At 64.9% G+C, this 25,840-nt stretch carries 21 protein-coding genes and 1 pseudogene; 13 read left to right on the top strand and 9 right to left on the bottom strand.

Annotation, left to right across the window (positions count from 1 at the left end; all coding sequences use genetic code 11):
* The first annotated feature begins 159 nt into the window (after positions 1–159).
* Positions 160–909, top strand: a complete 750-nt coding sequence (locus ACZBJS_RS28890) for a class I SAM-dependent methyltransferase (RefSeq protein ID WP_057020895.1) — start codon at positions 160–162, stop codon at positions 907–909.
* A 6-nt stretch (positions 910–915) separates the two neighbouring features.
* Here ACZBJS_RS28890 and ACZBJS_RS28885 read toward each other — a convergent pair whose 3' ends face one another.
* Together ACZBJS_RS28885 and ACZBJS_RS28880 are read right to left on the bottom strand one after the other, a co-directional pair.
* The gene (locus ACZBJS_RS28885; RefSeq protein ID WP_229191618.1) at positions 916–1,404 is read right to left on the bottom strand and encodes an SRPBCC family protein; all 489 of its coding nucleotides are present in this window, start codon (positions 1,402–1,404) and stop codon (positions 916–918) included.
* Between the two features lie 7 nt (positions 1,405–1,411).
* Positions 1,412–2,368: a LysR family transcriptional regulator gene (locus tag ACZBJS_RS28880; protein ID WP_076834588.1), complete on the bottom strand. Its 957-nt coding sequence runs from the start codon at positions 2,366–2,368 to the stop codon at positions 1,412–1,414.
* Positions 2,369–2,469: 101 nt separating this feature from the next.
* Here ACZBJS_RS28880 and ACZBJS_RS28875 point away from each other — a divergent pair, with 101 nt between their 5' ends.
* A complete protein-coding gene (locus ACZBJS_RS28875) occupies positions 2,470–3,651 on the top strand; it encodes an MFS transporter (RefSeq protein WP_028343803.1) in 1,182 nt (393 codons plus the stop codon).
* Between the two features lie 22 nt (positions 3,652–3,673).
* On the top strand, positions 3,674–4,708 hold the full coding sequence (locus ACZBJS_RS28870; protein WP_316395433.1) for an aldo/keto reductase: 1,035 nt from the start codon (positions 3,674–3,676) through the stop codon (positions 4,706–4,708).
* A 19-nt stretch (positions 4,709–4,727) separates the two neighbouring features.
* Here ACZBJS_RS28870 and ACZBJS_RS28865 read toward each other — a convergent pair whose 3' ends face one another.
* Positions 4,728–5,630 carry an AraC family transcriptional regulator gene (locus tag ACZBJS_RS28865; RefSeq protein WP_316395434.1) on the bottom strand — a complete coding sequence of 301 codons (903 nt, stop codon included), beginning with the start codon at positions 5,628–5,630 and terminating at the stop codon, positions 4,728–4,730.
* A 302-nt stretch (positions 5,631–5,932) separates the two neighbouring features.
* On the opposite strand from ACZBJS_RS28865, the gene ACZBJS_RS28860 reads away from it, so the two are divergent.
* Both ACZBJS_RS28860 and acmB read left to right on the top strand, forming a co-directional pair.
* A complete protein-coding gene (locus ACZBJS_RS28860) occupies positions 5,933–7,573 on the top strand; it encodes a flavin-containing monooxygenase (protein WP_316395435.1) in 1,641 nt (546 codons plus the stop codon).
* An 89-nt stretch (positions 7,574–7,662) separates the two neighbouring features.
* Positions 7,663–8,856 carry a methyl acetate hydrolase AcmB gene (acmB, locus tag ACZBJS_RS28855; protein ID WP_316395436.1) on the top strand — a complete coding sequence of 398 codons (1,194 nt, stop codon included), beginning with the start codon at positions 7,663–7,665 and terminating at the stop codon, positions 8,854–8,856.
* A gap of 27 nt (positions 8,857–8,883) precedes the next feature.
* Here acmB and ACZBJS_RS28850 read toward each other — a convergent pair whose 3' ends face one another.
* Positions 8,884–10,017 carry a threonine synthase gene (locus tag ACZBJS_RS28850; protein WP_316395437.1) on the bottom strand — a complete coding sequence of 378 codons (1,134 nt, stop codon included), beginning with the start codon at positions 10,015–10,017 and terminating at the stop codon, positions 8,884–8,886.
* Between the two features lie 38 nt (positions 10,018–10,055).
* Positions 10,056–12,104 (bottom strand): annotated as a pseudogene (locus tag ACZBJS_RS28845) (acetoacetate--CoA ligase); the annotation flags it as partial.
* 180 nt (positions 12,105–12,284) lie between these two features.
* Between ACZBJS_RS28845 and ACZBJS_RS28840 the strand changes: the two are divergent.
* A complete protein-coding gene (locus ACZBJS_RS28840; RefSeq protein WP_316395438.1) occupies positions 12,285–13,286 on the top strand; it encodes a glycoside hydrolase family 3 N-terminal domain-containing protein in 1,002 nt (333 codons plus the stop codon).
* A 376-nt stretch (positions 13,287–13,662) separates the two neighbouring features.
* Here the strand turns inward: ACZBJS_RS28840 and ACZBJS_RS28835 are convergent, their stop codons facing one another.
* Positions 13,663–14,058, bottom strand: a complete 396-nt coding sequence (locus ACZBJS_RS28835; protein WP_371852191.1) for a hypothetical protein — start codon at positions 14,056–14,058, stop codon at positions 13,663–13,665.
* 585 nt (positions 14,059–14,643) lie between these two features.
* Between ACZBJS_RS28835 and ACZBJS_RS28830 the strand changes: the two genes are divergently transcribed.
* The gene (locus ACZBJS_RS28830; RefSeq protein ID WP_316395439.1) at positions 14,644–15,246 is read left to right on the top strand and encodes a response regulator transcription factor; all 603 of its coding nucleotides are present in this window, start codon (positions 14,644–14,646) and stop codon (positions 15,244–15,246) included.
* A 135-nt stretch (positions 15,247–15,381) separates the two neighbouring features.
* Here the strand turns inward: ACZBJS_RS28830 and ACZBJS_RS28825 are convergent, their stop codons facing one another.
* The 3 genes from ACZBJS_RS28825 to ACZBJS_RS28815 all read right to left on the bottom strand — a co-directional run bounded on the left by ACZBJS_RS28825 (position 15,382) and on the right by ACZBJS_RS28815 (position 17,408).
* The gene (locus ACZBJS_RS28825) at positions 15,382–15,630 is read right to left on the bottom strand and encodes a hypothetical protein (RefSeq protein WP_253588544.1); all 249 of its coding nucleotides are present in this window, start codon (positions 15,628–15,630) and stop codon (positions 15,382–15,384) included.
* 156 nt (positions 15,631–15,786) lie between these two features.
* On the bottom strand, positions 15,787–16,506 hold the full coding sequence (locus ACZBJS_RS28820) for a Crp/Fnr family transcriptional regulator (protein ID WP_057020884.1): 720 nt from the start codon (positions 16,504–16,506) through the stop codon (positions 15,787–15,789).
* A gap of 188 nt (positions 16,507–16,694) precedes the next feature.
* Positions 16,695–17,408: a Crp/Fnr family transcriptional regulator gene (locus tag ACZBJS_RS28815; RefSeq protein WP_316395440.1), complete on the bottom strand. Its 714-nt coding sequence runs from the start codon at positions 17,406–17,408 to the stop codon at positions 16,695–16,697.
* A gap of 550 nt (positions 17,409–17,958) precedes the next feature.
* Here ACZBJS_RS28815 and ACZBJS_RS28810 point away from each other — a divergent pair.
* The 6 genes from ACZBJS_RS28810 to ACZBJS_RS28785 all read left to right on the top strand — a co-directional run bounded on the left by ACZBJS_RS28810 (position 17,959) and on the right by ACZBJS_RS28785 (position 25,696).
* A complete protein-coding gene (locus ACZBJS_RS28810; protein WP_076834571.1) occupies positions 17,959–19,482 on the top strand; it encodes a flagellin N-terminal helical domain-containing protein in 1,524 nt (507 codons plus the stop codon).
* Between the two features lie 390 nt (positions 19,483–19,872).
* Positions 19,873–22,608 carry a hybrid sensor histidine kinase/response regulator gene (locus ACZBJS_RS28805; protein WP_463439602.1) on the top strand — a complete coding sequence of 912 codons (2,736 nt, stop codon included), beginning with the start codon at positions 19,873–19,875 and terminating at the stop codon, positions 22,606–22,608.
* A gap of 22 nt (positions 22,609–22,630) precedes the next feature.
* Positions 22,631–23,101: a chemotaxis protein CheW gene (locus ACZBJS_RS28800; protein WP_076824388.1), complete on the top strand. Its 471-nt coding sequence runs from the start codon at positions 22,631–22,633 to the stop codon at positions 23,099–23,101.
* Between the two features lie 63 nt (positions 23,102–23,164).
* Complete coding sequence (locus ACZBJS_RS28795) at positions 23,165–23,530, top strand: response regulator (protein ID WP_018273268.1); 366 nt, start codon at positions 23,165–23,167, stop codon at positions 23,528–23,530.
* A gap of 130 nt (positions 23,531–23,660) precedes the next feature.
* On the top strand, positions 23,661–24,827 hold the full coding sequence (locus ACZBJS_RS28790) for a protein-glutamate methylesterase/protein-glutamine glutaminase (RefSeq protein WP_057015193.1): 1,167 nt from the start codon (positions 23,661–23,663) through the stop codon (positions 24,825–24,827).
* On the top strand, positions 24,824–25,696 hold the full coding sequence (locus ACZBJS_RS28785) for a CheR family methyltransferase (protein ID WP_229192928.1): 873 nt from the start codon (positions 24,824–24,826) through the stop codon (positions 25,694–25,696). The genes ACZBJS_RS28790 and ACZBJS_RS28785 overlap by 4 nt, the downstream gene beginning before the upstream one ends.
* Positions 25,697–25,840: the final 144 nt, after the last annotated feature.

The raw sequence follows: 25,840 nt of genomic DNA, 5'->3' as shown, positions 1-25,840 counted from the left end.
CGCATCTTCAACGGGGAGCAGTGGAGCTGCGGGGCTGACGCAAAGGTGAGAGAATTCAGCGAATTTTGAATCGACGCGCTCTTCCAGTCCTGTGCAGGCGCTGCTCTATACCGTTCCGCGGATCGCACCGCGGATGGTTGGCGCGCAGGAGAAGCAACAATGACACTGAACCCCACTGCCGAGAATTATCGTGTCGCGGTCGCCGCCTACGAGGCGGGCCGGCCGAGCTACCCTGCGGAGATCGTCGCCGCGCTGCCGCTTGCGGCCGCGCGCTGCGTCGTTGACCTCGGTGCCGGAACCGGCAAGTTCACCCGCCTGCTGCTGCAGCATTTGCCCGCGGCTGCGCGCCTGATCGCGGTCGAGCCCGTCGCCGAGATGTCGGCCAGGCTGGCCAGGGAAGCCGGGGTGGAGGTCATCAACACGCGCGCCGATGCGATCAATCTTGATACCGGCAGCGTCGACCTCGTCACCTGCGCCCAGGCGTTCCACTGGTTCGACAACGAGGCGTCGGTGGCCGAGATCGCGCGACTGCTGCATCCCGGCGGGACGCTTGCGCTGGTCTGGAACAACAGGGACGACCGCACGCCGTGGGTCGACGCGTTGTCCGTCATGATCGAGGGTTATGCGGGCGACACGCCCCGGCAACGGACCGGACGCTGGCGCTGGATCCTGAAGGACCCGCGCTTCGTGCTTGAGAGGGAAATCGTGCAGGACCATCCGCACCGGATGAAGCGACAGGACGTCTTCGAGCGCATCGCATCGACGAGCTATGTCGCCAATTTGCCCGATGCGGAGAAGGCGATCCTGCGCGACAAGACCGACAATATCCTGCGCGAAGCCGGTCTCGGCGACGCCGACGAAGTGGTGTTTCCCTATGTCACGCAGCTCTTCTTGCTGAAGCGGGCATAGACCGCGCTATTGCGCGGCACGTCCTTGCTCGACCGCCTGCTTCAGGCGCGGCAGCGTCATGCGCCAGTAGAAGGCAACGTGTTTGGCGCCTGAGTCAGGCCCGATTTCCCAGCCGCTTCCGCGGCGGATCGGCGAAGGCGGCACCTGCTGGGTGACGGTCAGCACCGTTTCGCCGCCGTCAGGCACGAGCGTCATCGTGATCGTTGCATAGGATTGCGGAACATCCGGCAGGCCGGAGACCTGCGACCAATAGGAGTATTCGAGCCGCATCGGCGGCTCGATATGGAGGACGCGGCCCCTGTCGCGATAGCGCTTTGTGCCGATCTCCGCCTCGATCTCGATCGGCGCGCCGATCCGCCAATCGGTCCTGAAATGCGCGTTGCGCCATCTCTCGCCCGCTTTGGAGTCCATGATCGCGTCCCACACCTGCCTTGGCTCGGCAGCGATGCGGATCGTTTCGGTGACGGACTGAAAGGCCGGGGGCTCGTGCGTCATCGAATGCTCACTTGTCGCCCACGACCTTCCATTTTCCATCGGCGCCGCGCCGCAGCGAGGGATCGCCGATGCGGATGTGTTGCGCAAGAAAATCGATGAAAGCGCGGACCCGTGCCGGCAGCGGGCCGGCATGGCCGACATAGACCGCGTGGATGTCCTCGCGGTCGCCGGGATTGAGATTTTGCAGCACCGGCACCAGGCGCCCGGCCTCGATATCGGGGCCGATGTGAAACAGCGCCAATCGTCCGAGCCCGATACCGCCGAGCGTGAGCTGGCGCGCGGCTTCGCCGTCACTGACGCGGGCAACCGGCGGCGGCAGCGCTTCTTCGATCCGTTCAGCGCGGCGAAACGGCCAGCCGCGGATGCTGCGTGGAAAGGTCCAGCCGATGCCGCGATGGTCGGCGAGGTCGGCCGGCGTCTTCGGCGTGCCGAAGCGGGCGAGGTAGGACGGCGCGGCGGCCACCACCATGCGGCTGGTGCCGAGCTTGCGTGCGATCAGCCGGGAGGCGCCGAGCGGGCCGACCCGGATCGCGACATCAGCGCGCGCCTGCATCAGATCGACCAGCGTGTCGGTCAGCACGATGTCGAGCGTGATATCGGGATGTTCGCGCATGAAGCGCGGCAGCAGCGGCATCACATGCAGCATGCCGAACGGGATGTTGCTGTTCACGGTGAGATGGCCGCGCGGCACGCATGAGGCGGCCTCGCGTTCGGCCTCGTCGATATCGGCGAGGATGCGCTGGGCGCGCTGATAGAAGGCCTGGCCTTCCTCGGTGAGCTGCAGCTTGCGCGTGGTGCGGTTGACCAGCCGCGTGCCGAGCCGGGTCTCGAGCCGCGAGACCAGCTTGCTGACGCCGGACGGTGTCTGGCGCAGGCTGTTCGCGGCAGCCGTGAAGCCGCCGAGATCGACGACGCGGACGAATACGTCCATCTCGCCGGAGCGGTTGGTATCTGTGCGGGCCATCTTGAATTCAAGTCACAAATGATTGGATTGCGGTCATTCTAATCCTTCCCCGCCCGGACCGCTATCTCGCTTTGCGGAATCCTTTTTGTCCGGAGCGACACATGCCTGCTGCAGTCCTTGCCTTGACCGCCGGTGCCTTTGGTATCGGCACCACCGAATTCCTCATCATGGGACTGCTGCTGCAAGTCGCCGCCGACATGCAGGTATCCGTATCCGCGGCTGGCCTGCTGATCTCCGGCTATGCGCTCGGCGTATTCGTCGGCGCGCCGATCCTGACGCTGGCAACACGGCGGATGCCGCGCAAGGCGGTTTTGCTGGCGCTGATGGCGATCTTCACGCTCGGCAACGCAGCGTGTGCGCTGGCGCCGAGCTACGGGCTCTTGATGGCGGCACGCATTCTCACCTCGCTGGCGCACGGCACCTTCTTCGGCGTCGGCTCCGTGGTGGCGACAAGCCTCGTCCCGGAAGACAAGCGCGCGTCGGCGATCGCCACGATGTTCATCGGGCTCACGGTTGCGACCCTGCTCGGCGTGCCCTTCGGCGCCTGGTTCGGGCTGATGCTCGGCTGGCGCGCGGCGTTCTGGGCGGTGGCCGCGATCGGCGTGATTGCGTTCATCGTGCTGGCGGTGCTGGTCCCCGGCCATGTCGGCGCCAACGACAAGCCCGCGCCGCTGCGCGAGGAACTCGCCGTGCTCGGCCGCCCGCAGGTCCTGCTCGGACTGGCGATGACGGTGTTCGGCTTCGGCGGGCTGTTCGCGGTCTTCACCTATGTGCAGCCGATCCTGACGCGGCTCACCGGATTCTCCGACGCCGCGGTGTCGCCGATCCTGCTGGTGTTCGGTGCCGGCCTTGCGATCGGCAACGTCGCCGGCGGACGGCTCGCCGACAAGGGACTTGCGCGGGCGCTGCTGGTGTCGCTCGGCGGCCTCGCCGCCGTGCTCGTCGCGCTGACGGCGGTCGTCTCGATCAAGGCATTGGCGGTCGTGCTGCTGTTCATTCTCGGCATCGCCGCGTTCGCGACCGTCGCGCCGCTGCAGCTCCGCGTGCTCGAAGCCGCCGGCGTCGAAGGGCGGACGCTGGCCTCCAGCCTGAACATCGCGGCGTTCAATCTCGGCAACGCGCTCGGCGCCTGGGCCGGCGGCGTCACCATCGATCGCGGCCTCGGCCTCGGCGCGCTGCCGCTGGTGGCCGCCGTCATCACTGCAATCGGCCTGCTGCTCGCGCTGTGGAGCCTGCGCCTCGATCGGCCGATCGCGCTCGCCGCGCAGTGCCCGGCGGAATGAATCGGATCAAGGGAGCATGACCATGGAATACCGCAATCTCGGTGCATCCGGCCTGAAGGTCCCCGTGCTTAGCTTCGGCACCGGCACCTTCGGTGGCCAGGGGCCGCTGTTCTCGGCCTGGGGCCGCAGCGACGCCAGCGAGGCGCGCGGGTTGATCGACATCTGCCTCGAGGCCGGCGTCAATTTGTTCGACACCGCCGATGTCTATTCAAACGGCGCGTCGGAGGAGATCCTCGGCGCCGCGATCAAGGGCCGCCGCGACAAGGTGTTGATCTCGACCAAGACCGGCCTGCCGATGGGCGACGGCCCGCTCGATGCCGGTACGTCGCGATATCGCCTGGTCGCCGCGGTCGACGCCGCGCTGCGCCGGCTCAACACCGACTATATCGACCTGCTGCAGCTTCATGCTTTCGATGCCTTCACGCCGGTCGATGAGGTGCTGTCGACGCTCGACGCGCTGGTGCGCGCCGGCAAGCTGCGCTATGTCGGCGCCTCGAATTTCTCCGGCTGGCATCTGATGAAATCGCTCGGTGTCGCCGAGCGGCACGGCTGGCCGCGCTACGTGGCGCACCAGGTCTATTATTCGCTGGTCGGTCGCGACTATGAATCCGAGCTGATGCCGCTCGCGCTTGACCAGGGCGTCGGCGCGCTGGTCTGGAGCCCGCTCGGCTGGGGCCGTCTCACCGGCAAGATCAGGCGCGGGCAGCCATTGCCGACCAACAGCCGCCTGCACGAGACCGCGCAGTTCGGGCCGCCGGTCGACGACGAGAAGCTTTACGCGATCGTCGACGCGCTGGACGTGGTAGCCACGGAGACCGGCCGCAGCGTGCCGCAGATCGCGATTGCCTGGCTGCTGACGCGGCCGAGCGTCTCGTCCGTAATCATTGGCGCCCGCGATGAGGCGCAGTTGCGCGACAATCTCGGCGCGGTCGGATGGTCGCTCTCGCCGGACCAGATCGCGCGTCTCGATCGCGCGAGCGCGGTGATGCCGGCCTATCCCTACTATCCCTACCGAATCCAGGAAGGCTTCGCGCGCCTCAATCCGCAGCCAGTGTGAGTCCGTCGCAGACTCGGTCTCATGCCTGGACGGTGTGCTCGCAGACCTGCCGGCGGTATTCCGCCGGCGTCACGTTCATGTGCTGCCGGAACACGCGATTGAGGTGGCTTTGATCTGCGAAGCCGGCGAGCAGCGCGATCTCCTTCAGCGCGACGCGGTCCTTGCGCAGATGCTGGCACGCATGCTCCACCTTGCGCCGCAGGACATAGGCATGCGGCCGCATGCCGTAATGCACGCGGAATTTGCGGGCGAACTGGACCGGCGTGCAATTGCAGATGTTCGCGAGCTCCTCCAGCGTGATGTTCCGGAAGATGTTCTGCTCGATATAGTCCTCGATCAGCCGGGCATGCGCCGGGCGGAAGCGTCCTTGCGCGCAGGGCATCTTGAACTCGATCGCCGCATATTTCCGCAGGATGTGCACGCTCGCCTGCAGCGCCAGCGCATCATAGCAGAGGCGTCCGCCGGGACCGCCCGCGGCGACTTCCTGGACCATTTGATCGTTGATCCAGGTCAGCATTGGGTCTTCGACCTTGAGCAGGTCGTGAATCTCGATCGTTTCGGCGTCGCGGTCGAAGGCATCGCTCGCGGTCTTCGTCATGAGGGCAGGAGAGATGTAGAAATGGCTGACCTCAATGTCGTTGTTCCAATGCCAGCTTGACGGCTCTGCGCGCGTCATGAGCGACGTGACGCCGCGACCGACTTGATCCTGCTTCCACGCGCCGGTGACGCGGCGGTTCATCGACGTCACGCCGTCGCGATAGAGCACCAGGAGGAAGTTTGCCGACGGCGGGACCCAGATGTCCGACGGCGCATAGCGGAAAATTCGCAGCCGGAAATCACTTCTCCCGACCGCCAAACTATCCAGCTTCATCTCGCCGGGAGCGTAGCGCGGCAGCTCCTCGACCGTGATCAACTGGCCCATCGCGTGAGCCTCCTCCCTGGGATTGGTGGCGCGGTTGACCGCTTGTTCTTGGCCGGACGGCTGAGCGCAGAATAGGCCGCTTTCGCCATTTGCCAAGCCGACCAACGGCCGGTGCTCGATTGCACGGTCGCGTTCCAGAGATTGTCGGTTTCATCCAAGCCGCGCGGCCGAACGGCCCGTAGCCTGCTCTGCGTTTCGGCGACAACGCGAACGGCCGAAACCCAAATTGACGCAACGCACCATCATCCGGCGACACCGCGGGTGGGAAGGTGCGTGCGAGAAGCCAGACACAGGAGGAAACCATGACCGAGACCGTCACAAGGTCGAATGGAAGCAATGGTGCGCATGCAACGACCAAGCTCGACGCCGTGGTCGTCGGCGCCGGCGTCGCCGGTCTCTATCAATTGTTCCGCCTGCGTGAGCAGGGACTGAGCGTGAAGGCGATCGATGCCGGGTCTGGCGTCGGCGGCACCTGGTATTGGAACCGCTATCCCGGGGCACGCTTCGATTCCGAAGGCCACACCTATCAGTACCTGTTCTCCGAGGAGCTCTACAAAGGCTGGAGCTGGAGCGAGCGATTCCCGGGCCAGCCGGAAATCGAGCGCTGGCTGAACTACGTCGCCGACCGCCTCGACCTCAGGAAGGACATTCAATTCGGCACCACGGTGAAGAGCGCGCATTTCGATGAGGCGACACAACGCTGGCTGGTCGCGACCGACCAGGGCGACGTGATCGACACCCAGTTCCTCGTCACCTGCTGCGGCATGCTCTCGGCCCCGCACGTGTCCTTCCCGGGACAGGAGATGTTCAAGGGCAAGCTGTTCCACACCGCGCGCTGGCCCAAGGGGCCGATCGAGCTCGCCGGCAAACGCGTCGGCGTGGTCGGCAACGGCGCGACCGGAATCCAGGTGATCCAGTCGATCGCCGGTGAGGTAGGCCATCTCAAGGTGTTCATCCGCACCCCGCAATACATCATCCCGATGAAGAACCCGAAATGGGATGCGTCGGACGCCGAGGCCTACAAGTCGAAGTTCAAGTTCCTCACCGAGCGGCTGCCGAAGACGTTCACCGGCTTCGAATTCGACTTCGAGCATGCCTGGGCCGACCTGACGCCGCAGCAGCGCCGCCAGGTGATCGAGGATTGCTGGAACGACGGATCCCTGAAACTGTGGGTTTCGTCCTTCGCCGAACTGTTCTTCGACGAAGCCGTCAACGCCGAGATCACCGAATTCGTGCGCGAGAAGATGCGCGAGCGGATCAAGGACCCCAAGCTGTGCGAACAGCTGATTCCTGCCGATTACGGTTTTGGCACGCACCGGGTGCCGCTGGAATCCAATTTCCTCGAGGCTTTCCACCGGCCCAATGTCGAGATCGTCAGCGTCAAGAACAATCCGATCGCCCGCATCACGCCTGAGGGCATCCAGACCGCCGACGGCACGGTGCACGAGTTCGACGTCATCATCCTGGCGACCGGCTTCGACGCCGGAACGGGAGCGCTGACGCGGATCGACATCCGCGGCCGCGACGGGCGATCGCTGAAGGACGATTGGGGCAGGGACATCCGCACCACGATGGGCTTGCAGGTCCATGGCTATCCGAATCTGTTCACAACGGCGGTGCCGCTCGCGCCCTCGGCCGCACTCTGCAACATGACCACCTGCCTGCAGCAGCAGGTGGAGTGGATTGCCGACTGCATCAGATATTTGCGCGGCAAGAACCTGAACGTCATCGAGCCGACCAGGGATACCGAGGATCAGTGGGTGGCGCATCACGATGAGACCGCCAACGCAACGCTGATCGCCAAGACCAACTCCTGGTACCTGGGCTCCAATGTCGAGGGCAAGCCGCGCCGGGTGCTGTCCTATTGCGGCGGTGTCGGCACCTATCGCCAGAAATGCGATGAGGTCGCCGCGAGCGGCTATCGCGGTTTTGCCACGCAGTAGGGCTGACCGCATTTCGACCGCGTAGCCGGATGGAGCGAAGCGTAATCCGGGCTGCGCGGGTCAACATCACAAAACACAGGAGGAAGACAATGAGCACGAATTTCGGTGCAGCCGCCGATGCAATCCTTGACGGCGTCGTGACTTCAAACCCGCGCGTTCCCGGCGTCGTTGCGATGGTGACCGACCGCCATCGCAACATCTATGAAGGTGCCGCCGGCAAGCGCCGCCTCGACCAGCCCGCCGATATGACGGCCGATAGCGTGTTCGCGATCTTCTCGACCACCAAGGCGATCACCGGGACGGCCGTCCTGCAGCTCGTCGAGGAAGGCAAGCTCGATCTCGACGCACCCGCCAGGACCTACGCGCCCGACATCGGCAAGCTCCAGGTGATCGAGGGTTTTGACGACAAGGGCGAGCCGCGGCTGCGTCCGCCGAAGCGCGACATCACCACCCGCATGCTGATGGTCCACAGCGCGGGTTTGAGCTACGACTTCATCAATCACACCTATAACCGGCTGGCGCAAGAGAAGGGGCAGCCCAGCGTCATCACGGCATCCAAGGCTTCGCTGATGACGCCGCTGCTGTTCGATCCAGGCGAGCGCTGGGAATACGGCACCAACATGGATTGGTGCGGCCAGATCGTCGAGGCCATCGCCGGCAGGCGGCTCGGCGAGGTCTTCAGGACGCGGATCTTCGAGCCGCTCGGGATCATGGACACGACGTTCGAGCTCACCGACGCGATGCGTCGCAAGCTCGCCGGCATCCACGCCCGCAACGCCGACGGCTCACTCACGCCGATGGATTTCGAGCTGCCGGCCAATCCCGAGATCCACATGGGCGGCCACGGGCTTTACGGCACGATCGGCGACTACATGCGATTCATCCGGATGTGGCTGAACGACGGCGCCGGCGAGCATGGGCGGGTCCTGAAGGCGGAGACCGTGCGGATGGCGGAGAAGAACCATCTCGGCAACAACAAGGTCACCGCGATCACCGGCGTGATCACCTCGCTCGCCAACGACGCCGAGTTCTTCCCCGGTCAGTCGAAATCCTGGGCGCTGAGCTTCATGATCAATGAGGAGCAGGCTCCGACCGGCCGCCCCGCCGGCGCGCTCGGCTGGGCTGGGCTGGCCAATTTGTTCTACTGGATCGATCGGCAGAACGGTTTTGGCGGATACTGGGCGACGCAGATCCTGCCGTTTGGCGATCCGACGTCCTTTATCGGCTACATCAATTTCGAGACCGCGTTCTACGAATCCCTGAGGCTGCGCAAGGCGGGATAGGGACAGCCAATCGGAGCGTGCTAAAGGCTAGCTCGCTCCGAGCAGCTCCGTGATCAGCCCCGCCGCCTTGATCCCGGTGCCGCTGATGATGACGACGGTGCGCTCCGCCGGCCGGATCGCGCCGCGCGCCTTCAGGACATCGAGCGCGGCGGCGGCCGAGGCCGAGGTCGGCTCGACGAACAGCCCGGTCTGCGCCAACCGCTTCAACGCGGCGACGATGCCGTCTTCGGAAATTGCGACGGTGCCGCCGCCGCTCTCCTTCAGCGCCGCGATCATCTGCTTCAGCCGCAGCGGATGCTTGATCGCGGTGCCCTCGGCGATGGTCTTGCGGACCGCGCGATCGACCGGCGTGTCGACGCCGGCGGCGAAGCTGGCATCGACCGGCGAGCAGTTGAGCGGCTGTGCCGCGAACAGGCGCGGCAGGCGCGCGATCTGCCCGGCCGCCAGCAGCTCGTTGAAGCCGATATAGCAGCCGAGCAGGCTGCTGCCGGCGCCGACCGGCATGATGACGTTGTCCGGCGCGGTGAAGCCGAAATCTTCCCAGATCTCATAGGCCAGCGACTTGGTGCCCTGCAGGAAGAACGGTTGCCAGTTGTGGCTGGAGTAGAAGATCTGCTTCGACTGGCGGATCGCCTCTGCCTCGGATTCCTCGCGCGGGCCTTCGATCAGCTGCACCTCGGCACCGAAGGCGTGCATCTGCGCCACCTTCATCGGCGACGTCGTCGCCGGCGCAAGGATCCTGACCCGCATGCCGCCGGCCGCGCCATAGGCCGAGACCGACGCGCCGCCATTGCCGGAAGAGTCCTCCAGCACCGCATCGACGCCGAGCTGGCGCAGGAACGACAGCATCACCGTGGTACCGCGATCCTTGAAGCTTGCGGTCGGATTGAACCATTCGAGCTTGAAATGCGGCCGCAGATCATCCCACGCCTTCTCGACGGCTGGCGTGCAGCCTTCGCCCATCGTGATCGGCCGCCTGATCTCGACCGGCAGCGCCGCGCGGTAGCGCCACAGCGACCGCGTCGTGCGATCGATGTCGTCGCGGGAGATGCCCGGCAGCGGCGTTATCAGGAGCGGCTTGCCTTCGTCGGAGCACCAGCGCGGGATATCCAGCGGATAGAGCTTTCCGTTGAGCGGGTCGATGTAGCTGGGTGAAGGCATGTCGTGAAATCCCAAACGCGAGTGGCATTCAGCGGCCGTTACGCCGCGCCGGCCTGCCTGCTCAGATAACTCTTTGCAAAATCGAGATACCAGTCGAGGCATCCTGGATTGGCCATCGCATCGCGATTGATGATCTTCTCGACGGGGTGGCCGAGCAGTAGCTTCTTGACCGGCAGCTCCTGCTTTTTGCCGGACAGCGTGCGCGGAATCTCCGCCACCACGAAGATATCGTTGGGCAGGAAGCGGCGCGACAGCCCGGCCTCGACCGCCTTGTTGATCTTGGCCTTCATTGCGGCGTCGAGCGCAATGCCCTCGCGCAGCACCACGAACAGCGGCATGTAGCTGTCGCGGCCGAGATATTCGAGGTCGACGACCATCGAATCCAGCACCTCCGGCAGCGCCTCGATCGCGGAATAGAGCTCGCTGGTGCCCATCCGCAAGCCATGGCGGTTGATGGTGGCGTCGCTGCGGCCATAGATCACGCAGGAGCCGTCGGGGTCGATCTTGAGCCAGTCGCCATGCCGCCACACCGGGCCGCGGCCACTTCCGTCGAAATTGTCGGGGTAGGTCTCGAAATAGCTGGAAAGGTAGCGTGCGTTGCCGGGATCGTTCCAGAAGCGCAGCGGCATCGAGGGCAGCGGCTCGGTGCAGACGAGCTCGCCGACCTCGTCGATCACCGCGTGGCCCTGCTCGTCGAACGCTTCCACCGCGCAGCCGAGCAGGCGGCATTGCATGATGCCCGGCGTCTGCGGCAATTCGCGATTGCCGCCGATGAAGGCGCCGGCGAAATCGGTGCCGCCGGAAATATTGGCCCACCACATATCGGCCTGCGCGGCATTGCCGTAGTGCTTCGCGAGCGCGGCGAAGCGCTCGTTGAACCAGGCCTGGGTGTCGGCGCTGAGCGGCGAGCCGGTCGAGCCGAGCGTGCGCAGGCCGGAGAGGTCGCCGACGGCAGCGAGATCGATTTCCGCCTTGGTGCAATTGGCAAAGAACGCCGCCCCTGCGCCGAAGAAGGTGGCCTTGGCGTCGGCGACGAAGCGCCACAGCGTGGTCCAGTCGGGCTTGTCCTTGGTGCCGCCGGGACTGCCGTCGAAAATGCAGCAGGTCGTGCCGTTGAGCAGGCCGTTGGCCTGGCAATTCCACATGATCCAGCCGGTCGAAGAGTACCAGTGGAAGCGTTCGCCGAACGAGTTTGGCTGATAGCTGCAGCCGATGTCGTTGTGCAGGGTCGAGAGCGGCAGCGCCACGACGATGATGCCGCCATGGCTGTGCAGGATCGGTTTCGGCAATCCGGTGGTGCCTGAGGAATAGACGATCCAGAGCGGATGATCGAACGGCAGCCATTCCGGCTCGAAGGCGTCGATCTCCGCACTCCGGCCCGCGAGGATCGCTGACAATCGCGTCTCGGACGGCGCGGCGTCGCTGTGCAGGATGACATGCTGCACGGTCGGCAGCGCGCGCCGCAATTCCTCGATCACACCTTGCCGGTCGTGGCGGCGGCCGGCATAGGTCACGGCGTCGCAGGCGATCAGCACCTTCGGCTCGATCTGCTTGAAGCGATCGATCACCGCGGGTGCCGCCATGTCAGGCGCGCAGACGCTCCAGACCGCGCCCAGGCTCGCGGTCGCGAGGAACGCGATGATCGTCTCGGGAATGTTCGGCAAGTAGGCGGCGACGCGATCGCCGGCGCGCACGCCGTTGGCCTTCAGATGCAGCGCCAGCGCTGCCGATTTGCGCTGCAGCTCGGGCCAGCTCGTCTCCGAGAGCTTGCCGTCCTCGCCGCTCGAGATCAGGGCCGGCAGGCCTGCGGCATGCGCCGGCGCGACATGGCGGAAGACCTGGCGCGCGTAGTTCACCGAAGCGCCGGGAAACCACACCGCGCCCGGCATCTTGCGCTCGGCCAGCACCGCCGAATGCGGCGTCGGCGAGCGCAGGTCGAAATAATCCCACACGCTCTGCCAGAAGGCGTCGATATCGGTGACCGACCAGCGCCGCATCGCCTCGAAATCCGCAAATTCAAGGCCGCGCGTCTGCTTCAGCCATTGGCGGTAAAGAGCCATTTGCGGGACGTAAGCTGCTGTCATGGGCGGTTTCCGAAAGTCCTTGTGTCGTGGCGGGCGACCGAGGCCCGCCGGCGTGTCTTAACATAGTGATGCGAGCACGGGGAACGCAGTCGAGCAGCAAGCTGCGTCATATTCTTACCGCCGCCGCAGCGTGCTATTCCATCGGGTGCGGCTGATTCCATGCGGCAACTGAATCGAGCGGCCATGTCCGTCGGCGAACTCTTCATTCTCGGCTTTTACGGCAAGGTCGTTCCGCCCTGGCTGAAGGAATTTGCCGCGCAGTTCGGGCTCGGCGGGGTAATCCTGTTCGACTATTCCTGCCGGACCCGGCAGTATGACAACAACATCGCCTCGCCCGCGCAGGTGCAGTCGCTCTGCGCCGAGATCGCGGCGCTGCCGTCGCGGCCGCTGGTCTTCATCGACCAGGAGGGCGGCCTGGTGCGCCGGCTCAAGGACAGCTGCGGTTTTCAGCCGCTGCCGAGCGCGAAGGAGTTCAACCTGCTCGCGCGCGCGGAAAAGCAGACGGTGCTGGCCGCAAGCTACGGCGAGCTGCGCCGGCTCGGCATCCGCTACAATTTCGCGCCTGTCATCGACGTCGACTACAATCCCGACAATCCCAACATCGGCAGGATCAAGCGGTCCTATTCGCCCGATATCGGTGAGGTCGAGGCCAATGCCCGGCTGGTCGACGCTGCGGCGCGGCAGGCGGGAGTAGGCCTCTGCCTGAAGCATTTTCCGGGCATCGGCGGTGCAAGCGTCGATTCGCACCTGGAGTTCATGGACATTTCCGATGCGCTGCGTCCCGAGCAGGAGGAGCTGTTCTACGCGTTGGCGCCGCGCACCTATGGCGATGCGGTGCTGGTCAGCCACGCCATTGTCCGGCAGTGGGACGCGCAGCGTCCGATGACATTGTCATCGGCCGGGCTCGGCCGGCTTCGCCGTCGTCTGCCCGAGACGCTGCTGATCACCGACGACATGCAGATGCAGGGGCTGCAGAAGGCGCTCGGCACAAGCGCGGCCAGCCTGCAGTCGATCGCCGCCGGCATGGACATGATCTGCATCGGCAACAATCTGTTCGACCAGGAGCAGGGGATGGCCGGCATCGCCGCGGCGGTCGCGGGTGCGGTGCAGGATGGATCACTTGATCAGGCCGCGGTGCGGCGATCCATTGCGCGCGTGCAAAAGCGCAAGGCGCTGTTCGCCTGACGGCGTTGAACCAAATTTTGCGTCGGGCGACCACAAGGTGTGGAACCAAATTTCATTGCCGCGATTTAACAATGACGCTCATCGGGGCTGACAACCATGAAGATGCTCAAGCGTCTCTTCCGATTGACCTGGCTACGTCGGGCCGCACGCAAACCAGCCGATTTTCCGCCTGCCTCCATCGATCCTGACGAATTCAGCCGCCTGCTTTGCAGCGGGCGCGCCGAGGATTTGCGGACACTGGCAAAGCGATTGAGCCAGCGCTCGCGGGCTCACGCATAGGCGGTGGATCGGATCCAATCGCCAGCCCGGTCTTCGGCCAAAACCGGCAAGTCCGGCGCGCGGCCGTGACTCCCGGCATCGGTCTCGATGCGACCGGCTACTGCTTTGCTTTTTCATGATTGCCGATCCCGACCGCCTTGTAGTCGTAGGTCGGGTAGAACTCCGTGTGGTAGGCGCCCCAGGCGCTGTTCTCGATGACGCGGTTGACCTCGCGCAGCCGCGACGCCGGCAACCGCAGCGTCACCACCTGGCCGATCCCCATCATCACGTACCAGCTGACGACCTCGACACCCTCGGGCGGAAACGCCTTGTAGAAGCCCTGCCGCTCAAGCTGGGCATTGAGCTCACCGAGCGGTCGTGACTGATCATGCTTGAAGAAGATGGTGAGCATGACCGCGGTGTCGGGCGTCGGCGTTGCATCGCTGGTCGGCGGGGTCTGGGCCTGCGCGCCTGCGCTAAGCAGCAGTGCCGCGGCGAGCGCCGCAATCGTCATCAAGGAAATCCAGGATCCGTTCCGCCCTCGCTTCATGGCCGCGCCCTTATTGCTGATCGAGAGGCGGCGATCATCGCGACGCCTGCCGGGGCTGTAAATTGACATTCGCCTGATCCGGTGCCTGCCCGACGCTTCTCGGTTGATGTGAACCGTCTCATAGGTGCGCGCGCCCGCGTGCGGTATGCCGGGGCCATCCCGATGCCCAGAGGGATGATCGATGACGACCCGGCGAATGGCGTATTGGTGGTTCAGGTTCGTTCTTTCGGGGCGGTTCCTGCAGAAATTCCTTCGGCTCCGGCGCCCTTGAGGCGATGCCGGGCCGCTTTTTTCAATCCGGAACCAAGGGGCCGGAAACGGCTGGTCGAACCGTCAATGCCGGGCCGCGCATCCCGCCGGTGGCCACCTCGCTTACCCGTCCCGTAAGAATACTGTAATTCGACTCAAATATGCGAGATTCGTTGCCAAATCAGCGGTAACCTGCGCCTGCTTGGCAGGTCGGGGACCGAGGTCACAGTTGCGTCACCCGTAGTTCTACGGAGCCCCATGTTAACGCGGCCACAAGTTCACCTTTGGTAAACCATACTTATGACGCAACATGACAACCGAGCCGAGGCGCGCCTTCCGGCATGGACGGGTGGAACCGCGACGCTCGAGCCGCAGTCGCTTGACACTCAGGGACCCGCAGGGCCGCGGCCGCAGGCGGACGCCGGTGCCGCGATCGTCCGGCAGTTCAATGGGCCGGTGACGGCGCTGCTGCTCTATATGAACGAACTCAAGCAGCACAGTCAGCAATTCGCGCACGCGCCCGGCAACGGCGTCTATCTGCGGCAGGTGATCGAGAACGCGCTCGAGCAGACCGAGCGCGTGTCCGCGATGCTGAAGCAGATTTCCGACCTCTATCCCAATGCCGTCCCGGCCGCAGACCTCAGGCCGCCGGGCGACGACAAGCCGGCAGGCTCCCGGCCGCCGGATGTCGTGTTCGCACCGGAAGCCGGCCGCAAGCCATTGACCAAGCGCGAGCGTGAAGTGCTAAGCCTGATCAGCGACGGCTATTCCAACAAGCAGGGTGCGCTGCGGATGAACATCAGCCCGCGCACGTTCGAGAGCCATCGCGCCGAGGCGATGCGCAAGCTCGGGGCGCGCAACACCGCCGACCTCGTCCGCAAGGCCTTGCTGCATTCGGCATAGAGCGTTTTCAAGCGAAGTGGTTCGCGCAAAGAAGACGCGTCAAAACTGAAAACCAGAGCCCCGTTCCGATTCCATCGGAATGGGGCTCTGAGCGGTGTTCGGTTCGTTAGGACCCGGTTCTCAGAAATCGTCTTTTCAGAAATCGTCTTCCGCGGCGAAGCACAGGCGCGGTGCGAGCCGCGCGGCCGTCGCGGATGCCTTCGGTTCATCCGGAACGATCGTGACCACCCATGCCGCGGTCGCGCCAGACCTGCTTTCGACGATCGCGCGCACGCGTCCCGTGACGGTCGCGCCGGCCGACCGTATGGTGGCGGTCCGGCCGTTGAACTGGGCCATGCGGAAGCGCCGGGCTTCCTTCCGGTCGGTCGTCTGGTACGTGAACATCGGCTCCCCCGTGCGTCCACGTGAATGTGAGGAAACAGCGTTATCCGACGATGAAAATCGCACGCCGTAGAAGTACGGCTTGCACAGCGGTCAGAGCGCTTTTGAGCGAAGCGGGTGCCGGCTTGCGCGAAGAAGACGCGGCAAAAACAACAAACTCTAACGGCCGACTTCCTGACAATTCAGCAGTCCGGCATATTGCGCCTTGACCGCGGCGTAGCATTCGCACGCCGTCTTGATCAGCCCATCCGCGTTGGTGATCTCGATGTGCCCGCGGCTGTAGTGGATGAAATTGGCCTGTTGCAGGGTATGCGCGACCAGCGACACGCTGTTGCGGCGCGCGCCGATCATCTGCGCCATCGCCTCCTGCGTCAGGACGATCTTGTTGCTGCCGGAGAGATCGCGCGTGTGCAGCAGGCATCGCGCCAGCCGTGACTCCACGGTGTGCGCGGCGTTGCAGCCGGCGGTCTGCTGGATCTGGGCATAGACGGCGAGCCCGTGCCGGATCAATCTCGCGCGAAGCGTCGGGCTCTGGCCGGCAGCTGCGCGCAACGGCTCCAGTTCCACGGTCGAGGCGACGCCGGGCACCAGCACCGTGGCGTTGTTGAGGACAGGCCCTTCGACGAGCGGGGCGAATGCGCCATAGATGCTGTCGCGGCCGACCATCGCGACCTGCACGCGCTCGCCTCTAGCCAGCTTGACCACCAGCGAGATCACGCCCTTGTGCGGCATGTATGTCCGCTTGAGCATCTCGTCGGTCTCGACCAGGACCGAATCGGCCGCGAGGTCGACCGTCCGCAGATGCGGCCGAATCAATTCGAAATCGCTCGCCGAGAGCGACGCCAGGAATCCGTTGGGTGATCGAGGAACCGTTTCCAAAGCAACCTCCAGCCTGCCGGCAAAGCTTGTCTCTGGGCCCAGGGCTGACGTGCGGCTGGACGTCCTTGCAACCTATTCTGGCACGCCAGGGTTCCAATGGAAACATGTCTTGGTTCCAATAGGAATAGACCTATCGCCGCACATTCGGGTTGTCTGCTCGATCGCAGTTGGGGCTGGCGGCGCGCCAGTCAGTCTTCCGGCCCGATCAATTGTTCGGCGTGCGCCTTGACCGTCGTATAGCATTCACACGCCGCCTTCCGCAGGCCGTCGATATCGGTGATCTCGATATGACCGCGGCTGTAACGCAGGATGCCGGCCTGCTGAAACCCATGTGCGACAATCGAAACCGCATTGCGCCGGACGCCGATCATCTGCGCCAGCATCTCCTGGGTTAGCGGCAACGCCTCGCTGCCGCACAGATCGCGTGCGCGCAGCAGCCATCGTGACAGCCGTGCCTCCACCGGATGCGAAACATTGCAGGCGACGGATTGTTGCGTCTGCGCCATCAGCGCCTGCTCATAGAGCGCGACCAGGGTCCGGAAATCCGCGCTGCGATTTGCTGCCTCGCGGAAATCCTCCGCCCGCATCATCGAGGCTGAGCCTGGCACCACGACAATCGCATCGGCAAGCAGCGGCCGCTCGTGCAGGGCGGCAGACGCGCCCACGACGCCGTCGCGACCGACGGTTGCAATCTCGACAGATTGCCCGTCGGACAGATTGATCATCATCGAGACCACGCCGCTATGCGGAAAATAAACCCGCTGCACCGGCGCGCCGGCATCGGCGAGCGCCGTTTCCTTGGTCAGGTCGACGGTTTCCAGGAGAGGATGAAGTTGTTGCGCGTACTCCGTGGGGGGAAGTGCTTGCAACAGACGATTGGGCGGACGCGATACCGCGGACATTGCTGCTCCTGCCGAGGGCGGGAGCACTACGGTCTCGCATCACCTACTCTTGGCGTGTGGAAGGACTGCGAACATAGCTTGCCTGTCCAATTGCACAAGGGTTGTGGTGTTGAAACTATACCCTCTGGAGGGCAGACGGCGTGGCCGCCGCCGGGACCGGTGATCGACGTCGATCCGCGCGGCGCGAGATCCCAGCGCGACTTTGTCTCTCATTTATTGATTTCCATTAACTCTGTTCCTCGCTGGACTTTGCATCGTGGTGACCTGCAACGCCGGCTATCGACGCGCCGGGCCTGCCGCGCCGGGATGTCGCAAGTCCTGCACATGCGCAGGAAATTCACGGCCATGACGTCGGTCCGGCGCCGACCGCGCGCTGCCGCGGCCAGCCATCGCGCCGGCCGCCCGTCGAATCACCGGCAAGGCCGTCCTGGGTATTTGTACGGACCAGCCCTTTAACGAACGGGTAGCGCGGACGGACCAGTGTGACGTGGGTCGCCGTGCGAAATTTACGGCGTCGCGTCAATCGTGTTCATCCAGAAGGGTATCCAGTATGTCCGGCATCGTTCTTTCGGCATCGGTCCGTCAAAACCTGCTTTCGCTGCAGTCGACCGCTGACCTGCTCGCCACCACGCAGAACCGCTTGTCCACCGGCAAGAAGGTCAACACTGCTCTCGACAATCCGACCAACTTCTTCACGGCGCAGTCGCTCGACAACCGCGCCAGCGACATCAACAACCTCCTGGACGGTATCGGCAACGGCGTGCAGGTGCTGCAGGCCGCCAACACCGGCATCACCTCGCTGCAGAAGCTGGTCGACAGCGCCAAGTCGGTCGCCAACCAGGCCCTGCAGGCCGCCGTCGGCTATTCCGCGAAGTCGTCGGTGACGACCGCCGCGATCCCCGGCGCGACCGCCGACAACCTGCTCGGCACCGCGACCCCGACCAATGCGACCCTCACCAGCACCGCCGCCTATACCGGCATCGACCTCACCGCGGCCGGCGCGAACCTGACGTTCCAGATCAACAGCCAGACTGTGACCTTGAACTCGGGCACGAACTACTCCGCCACCCAGGTTCGCGATGCGATCAACACGCAGGTCGGCGCCAGCGCCAAGGTCGCCGCCTCGATCGACGGCACCGGCAAGCTGGTCCTGACCAGCACCAACACCGCCGGCACCGGCGACACGCTCACCGTCGGTACGTTCAGCTCGGGCGACGCGACGCAGCTCGGCCTCCCGGCCGGTGCTACGGCAACCGCAACCGGCACGGCTGGCGCGAGCCCGCTGGACACCCTCACGCTGACCATCGGCGCAACCGGCAACGGCACTGCGACCAACATCACCTTCGGCACCGGTGCCGGCAAGGTGAAGTCCCTCAACGACCTGAACGCCGCGCTGGCGGCCAACAACCTGCAGGCCTCGCTCAGTGCGGCCGGTGCGCTCACCATCAGCACCACCAACGATGCCGCTTCGGCGACCATCGGCACGATTGGCGGCACGGCGGCCGGCGCCGGCAAGCTGTTCAACGGCCTTGCGGGCAGCGCTCCGGTGCAGGACCCGACTGCGCTGGCGAACCGCGCCAACCTGGTCAACCAGTACAACAACATCCTGGACCAGATCACCACGACCGCCCAGGACGCGTCGTACAACGGCATCAACCTGCTCAATGGCGATCAGCTCAAGCTGACCTTCAACGAGACGGGCTCCTCGACGCTGAAGATCCAGGGCGTGACCTTCGACGCCACCGGCCTCAACCTCACCAAGCTGACCGCCGGCACGGACTTCGTGGACAACGCTTCGGCCAACGCGACGCTGAAGACGCTGAACAGCGCGAGCGGCCTGCTGCGCACCCAGGCTTCGACCCTTGGTTCGAACCTGTCGATCGTGCAGATCCGCCAGGACTTCTCGAAGAACCTGATCAACGTGCTGCAGACCGGCTCGTCCAACCTGACGCTGGCAGACACCAACGAGGAAGCGGCCAACAGCCAGGCGCTGTCGACCCGCCAGTCGATCGCGGTGTCCGCGCTGGCGCTGGCCAACCAGTCGCAGCAGAGCGTGCTGCAGCTGCTCCGCTAAGCGTAGCCGCGACAGGCATCGACTATCGAGGCGGCGGAGGAAACTCCGCCGCCTTTTCTTTGGCTGCGCTTAGCCATCCCGCCGGGTTCAACCAATGAGCGATCGCGTTCGGATGCAGGCGGTCGTCATGTCGCGAACGTTTTGCCAGACTTAGCGGTCCTCAATTCCAATTAGTTCAAATTGCGATGACCGGTGGAACGGCCTCTTTCCCGTTCGGGTGGTAAGGGGCCTGTCCTTGTGAGACTGGCCGTGATGTCGTGATGCGTCGTCGAACTGCTGAAGGGCTTCATCGTCCGTATTTGCACGGACGGCAAAATTAACGTCGCCGTGAAGCCGGCCAAGTTATCGATGCAAGGCGAGCGTTCCGTAGCACCTTGAGGGGACCTATCCATGGACGATCTGTTGCGCGAGTTCCTGACGGAGAGCAGCGAGAGCCTGGATACGGTCGACAACCAGCTGGTGCAGTTCGAGCAGGATCCGAACAACGCGAAGATCCTGGATAACATCTTCCGGCTGGTGCACACCATCAAGGGCACCTGCGGCTTCCTCGGGCTGCCGCGGCTCGAGGCGCTGGCGCATGCCGGCGAGACCTTGATGGGCAAATTCCGCGACGGCATGCCGGTGACGGCGGAAGCCGTGACGCTGATCCTGTCCTCGATCGACCGCATCAAGGAGATCCTTGCAGGGCTCGAGGCGACCGAGGCCGAGCCCGAGGGCAACGACCGTGACCTGATCGATCAGCTGGAAGCGATGGTCGAGCACGGCATGGCGGCGATGTCCGATTCGACGCAGTCGATGGCGGTTGCTGCTGAAGAAGAGGTGCCGGTCGTCGAAGCTCCGTCGGTGCAGGCGGCAATGACCGAAGGCGCGCTGGTGGTGCAGACGCTGGAGCGTCCGCTGCGTCCGGGCGAGGTCTCGCTCGACGAGCTCGAGCGCGCCTTCCGCGAGACCGAGACCGAAGTCGCCGCACCGGCGCCGGCCGCGAAGCCTGCCGCTGCGGCTCCCGCCGCCGAGCCGGCCGAGGCTGTGAAGAAGCCGGCCCGCAAGGCGGCCGCTGAGGATGTCCAGGAAGGCGACAAGATCGCCAACCAGTCGATCCGGGTCAATGTCGACACCCTCGAACACCTCATGACCATGGTCTCCGAGCTGGTGCTGACCCGCAACCAGCTGCTGGAGATCTCCCGCCGCAACGAGGACACCGAGTTCAAGGTGCCCTTGCAGCGGCTCTCCAACGTCACCGCCGAGCTGCAGGAAGGCGTCATGAAGACGCGCATGCAGCCGATCGGCAATGCCTGGCAGAAGCTGCCGCGCATCGTCCGCGATCTCTCCGGCGAGCTCGGCAAGCAGATCGAGCTCGAGATGCACGGTGCCGACACCGAGCTCGACCGCCAGGTGCTCGACCTGATCAAGGATCCGCTGACGCATATGGTGCGCAACTCCGCCGATCACGGGCTCGAGACCACCGCCGAGCGCCTCGCAGCCGGCAAGCCGGAGCAGGGCACCATTCGCCTCTCCGCCTATCACGAGGGCGGCCACATCATCATCTGCATCGCCGACAATGGCCGCGGGCTCAACACCGAGCGGATCAAGGCCAAGGCGCTCCAAAACGGTCTCGTCACCGAGGCCGAGCTCGAGAAGATGACCGAGGCCCAGATCCACAAGTTCATCTTCGCGCCGGGCTTCTCGACCGCCGCGCAAGTGACTTCGGTGTCCGGCCGCGGCGTCGGCATGGACGTGGTGCGCACCAATATCGACCAGATCGGCGGCACCATCGACATCAAGAGCGTGGCCGGCGAGGGCGCCTCGGTCACCATCAAGATCCCGCTGACCTTGGCGATCGTCTCCGCTTTGATCGTGGAAGCCGGCGGCGACCGCTTTGCGATTCCTCAATTGTCTGTCGTCGAGCTGGTGCGGGCCCGCGCCAACTCCGAGCACCGCATCGAGCGGATCAAGGACACCGCAGTCTTGCGCCTGCGCAACAAGCTGCTGCCGCTGATCCACCTCAAGAAGCTCTTGAAGATCGACGACGGCGCGACGACTACGGATGCCGAGAATGGCTTCATCGTGGTCACTCAGGTGGGCAGCCAGACCTTCGGCATCGTGGTCGACGGCGTGTTCCACACCGAGGAGATCGTGGTCAAGCCGATGTCGACCAAGCTGCGGCACATCGACATGTTCTCCGGCAACACCATCCTTGGCGATGGCGCCGTCATCATGATCATCGACCCCAACGGGATTGCAAAAGCCCTCGGCGCGTCCGGCTCCTCGGCCCATGACCTCGCCGACGACAATGCGAACGCCCACGCCGCAAGCGGCGAGCAGCTGACCTCGCTCCTGGTGTTCCGCGCCGGCTCCTCGCAGCCCAAGGCGGTGCCGCTCGGCCTCGTCACCCGGCTGGAGGAGATCGCAACCGACAAGATCGAACTCTCGAACGGCCGCTACATGGTGCAGTACCGCGAGCAGCTGATGCCGCTGGTGCAGATGGCCGGCGTCGAGGTGCAGTCGCAGGGCTCGCAGCCGATCCTGGTGTTCGCCGACGACGGCCGCTCGATGGGGCTCGTGGTCGACGAGATCATCGACATCGTCGAGGAGCGGCTCAACATCGAGGTTGCGGGTTCGCAGGACGGCATTTTGGGCTCGGCCGTGATCAAGGGCCAGGCCACCGAGGTGATCGACGTCGGCCACTTCCTGCCGATGGCGTTCGCCGACTGGTTCTCGCGCAAGGAGATGCGGCCGTCGGCCTCGGCGCAGTCGGTGCTGCTGGTCGATGACTCAGCCTTCTTCCGCAACATGCTGGCGCCGGTCTTGAAGGCCGCCGGCTACAAGGTCAGGACCGCGGGCGGCGCGCAGGAGGGGCTCGCCGCGCTGCGTTCGGGACAGAGCTTCGACGTCGTGCTGACCGACATCGAGATGCCCGAGATGAACGGCTTTGAGTTCGCCGAGAACATCCGCTCGGACCACAATCTGATCGGGCTGCCGATCATCGCGCTGTCGGCGATGGTGTCGCCGGCGGCGATCGAGCGCGGCCGGCAGGCCGGCTTCCACGACTATGTCGCCAAGTTTGATCGTCCCGGGCTGATCGCGGCGCTGAAAGAGCAGACCGCCGAACTGCGCCGCGCGGCCTGACACGGGATAAGGACAGGGATCGATGACCAGCAAGACCGAGACCAGCGAAGGCGCGATGGCCGAATACGTCACCGCCGTGATCGGCGGGCAGCTGTTCGGCCTGCCGATCTCGCGGGTGCAGGACGTGTTCATGCCGGAGCGGCTGACGCGGGTGCCGCTGGCCTCCAGCGAGATCGCCGGCGTGCTCAATCTGCGCGGACGTATCGTCACCGTGGTCGACATGCGCGCCCGGCTCGGGCTGCCGAAGGCCGACGACGGTAAGCCTCCGATGGCGGTCGGCGTCGACCAGCGCGGCGAATCCTATGGCCTGCTGATCGACCAGATCGGCGAGGTGCTGCGGCTCTCCGAAAACAGCCGCGAGGACAATCCGGTCAACCTCGATCCCCGCATGGCCAAGCTCGCCGGCGGCGTCCATCGCCTCGACGGCCAGCTCATGGTCGTCCTCGATATCGATCGCGTGCTCGAACTGGTGCCCGATGCCAAAGCGGCGTGAACAGGGCCGCCCGAACTGAAGAACTGAAACATCCCACCGGGGATGAGGAAGTAGAGGTCGCAGATGAGAACCTGTCTTGTTGTCGATGACTCAAGCGTCATTCGCAAGGTCGCCCGCCGCATCCTGGAAGGGCTCGACTTCCAGATCGTCGAGGCCGAGGACGGCGCCAAGGCGCTCGAGGCCTGCAAGCGCGCGATGCCGGAAGCCGTGCTGCTCGACTGGAACATGCCGGTCATGGACGGCTACGAGTTTCTCGGCAATCTCCGCCGCATGCCCGGCGGCGATCAGCCCAAGGTCGTGTTCTGCACCACCGAGAATGACGTCGCGCATATCGCACGCGCGCTGCATGCCGGTGCCAACGAATACATCATGAAGCCGTTCGACCGGGACATCGTCACCGCGAAGTTCCAGGAAGTCGGACTCATTTAGAGCATGATCCGGAAAAGTGGGAACCGGTTTTCCGAGAAGATCATGCTGACTTAGATTCTTCGTTCGATCCGGCGGCAGAAGCCTTCGGCTCAACGGTTGTTGTGCGTCGTGTTGCGTCGCTGGTGAAGTCATGAGTGTTGCGTTGACAAGTACTGCGGTCCCGACATCGACCCGTTCCGACAAGGTGCGGGTGATGGTGGTCGACGATTCCGTGGTGATCCGCGGGATGATCTCGCGCTGGATCGGCGCCGAGCCCGACATGGAAGTCGTCGCCTCGCTGCGCACCGGCCTCGACGCCGTCAACCAGCTCGAACGCATCAACCCCGATGTCGCGGTGCTCGATATCGAGATGCCCGACCTCGACGGCATCTCGGCGCTGCCGCAGCTGCTGGCGAAGAAGCGCGATCTCGTCGTCATCATGGCCTCCACGCTGACCCGCCGCAACGCGGAGATCAGCCTGAAGGCTCTCTCGCTCGGTGCGTCCGACTACATTCCGAAACCGGAAAGCACGCGCGAGGCCACCGCCGCGGAAACCTTCCGCCACGACCTGATCCAGAAGATCCGTCATCTCGGCGCCAAGGCGCGGCGCAACCCGCTGCACTCGATGGCAAGCCCGCCGCTTGCGCCCGGTCATGACAGGCCGCGTCCGCTGGCGCCCGCTGCTGCGCACACAGCGCCGGCCCAGGCCACGCGCCGTTCGTTCGGCCTGCTGCCGCCCAAGGTGCTGCTGATCGGCTCGTCGACCGGCGGCCCGCAGGCGCTGATGACGCTGGTCGCCGAGATCGGCCCGGTGATCGATCGCTTCCCGGTGCTGATCACCCAGCACATGCCGCCGACCTTCACCACCATTCTCGCCGAGCATCTGGCGCGCACCAGCAAGCGGCCGGCGCATGAGGGGATCGACGGCGAGAGCATCAAGCCGGGCCAGATCTATCTGGCACCCGGCGGGCGCCACATGCGCGTCGCCCGCCACGGCGTCGATGCCACGATCGCGCTCGATGACGGGCCGCCGGTCAATTTCTGCAAGCCCGCGGTGGATCCGATGTTCACCTCCGCGATCGATGTCTGGCAGGGCAGCATCATGTCGGTGATCCTGACCGGCATGGGCTCCGACGGCATGCGCGGCGGCAAGGACATCGTCGCCGCCGGCGGCAGCGTGATCGCGCAGGACGAAGCGACCAGCGTGGTGTGGGGCATGCCCGGTGCTGCGGTCAATGCCGGCATCTGCGCCGCGGTGCTGCCGCTCAATCAGATCGCACCGAAGCTTGTTCGGGTATTTGCGGGAGACCGTTCGTGACGCCGCTGGACTACGAGTATCTGCGTAAGCTGCTGAAAGAGCGTTCCGGCCTCGATCTCTCCGCCGACAAGCAATATCTCGTCGAGAGCCGCCTGTTGCCCTTGGCGCGCCGGTCGAACCTCGCCGGGATTCCCGAGCTGGTGCAGCGGATGAAGGGTGGCGCGGAGCTGCTGACATCCGAGGTGGTCGAAGCGATGACCACCAACGAGACCTTCTTCTTTCGCGACAAGATCCCATTCGACCATCTGAAGGAAGCGGTGCTGCCCGCGCTCGCGCAGGCGCGCGCGGCGCGCCGCAGCTTGCGCATCTGGTGCGCGGCGTCGTCGACCGGGCAGGAGCCGTATTCGATCGCGATGCTGCTGAAGGAGATGACTGCGCTGTTTGCCGGCTGGCGGATCGAGATCATCGCCACCGACCTGTCGCAGGCGGTGCTCGAAAAGGCCAAGGCCGGCCTGTTCAGCCAGTTCGAGGTGCAGCGCGGCCTGCCGATCCAGCTGCTGGTCAAGTATTTCGTGCAGAAGGGCGAGCTCTGGCAGCTCAACGCCGATATCCGCGGCATGGTGCAGCACCGCCAGCTCAATCTGCTGCAGGACGTCTCGCATCTCGGCACCTTCGACGTGATCTTCTGCCGCAACGTGCTGATCTATTTCGATCAGCAGACCAAGGCCGGTATCTTCGGCAAGGTAGCCCGGATGCTCGAGCCCGACGGCGTGCTGGCGCTTGGCGCGGCGGAATCCGTGGTCGGCATCACCAATCTGTTCAGGCCCTATCCCGACCGGCGCGGACTGTATCAGCCGAGCGTCGCTCCGGTCGCGCGCGCCGGCGCCGCGCTGCATGTGCTGAAGGCGGTTGCGTCCGCTGCGCGGTGAGACGAGACATCTCGCTTTAACCCCGTCACGCTGAGGAGCCGCGAAGCGGCGTCTCAAAGGGTCGACGGCCACCAGCGGGGCCGTGCAGCCTTCGAGGCTCGCAAGCGCTCGCACCTCAGGATGACGGCGACAGAGCCGCGTTCT

The organism is Bradyrhizobium sp. KZN70725 (assembly GCF_055264925.1).
The sequence above is the reverse complement of the archived record's forward strand: the minus strand, read 5'-3'. Positions and strand labels throughout refer to the sequence as shown.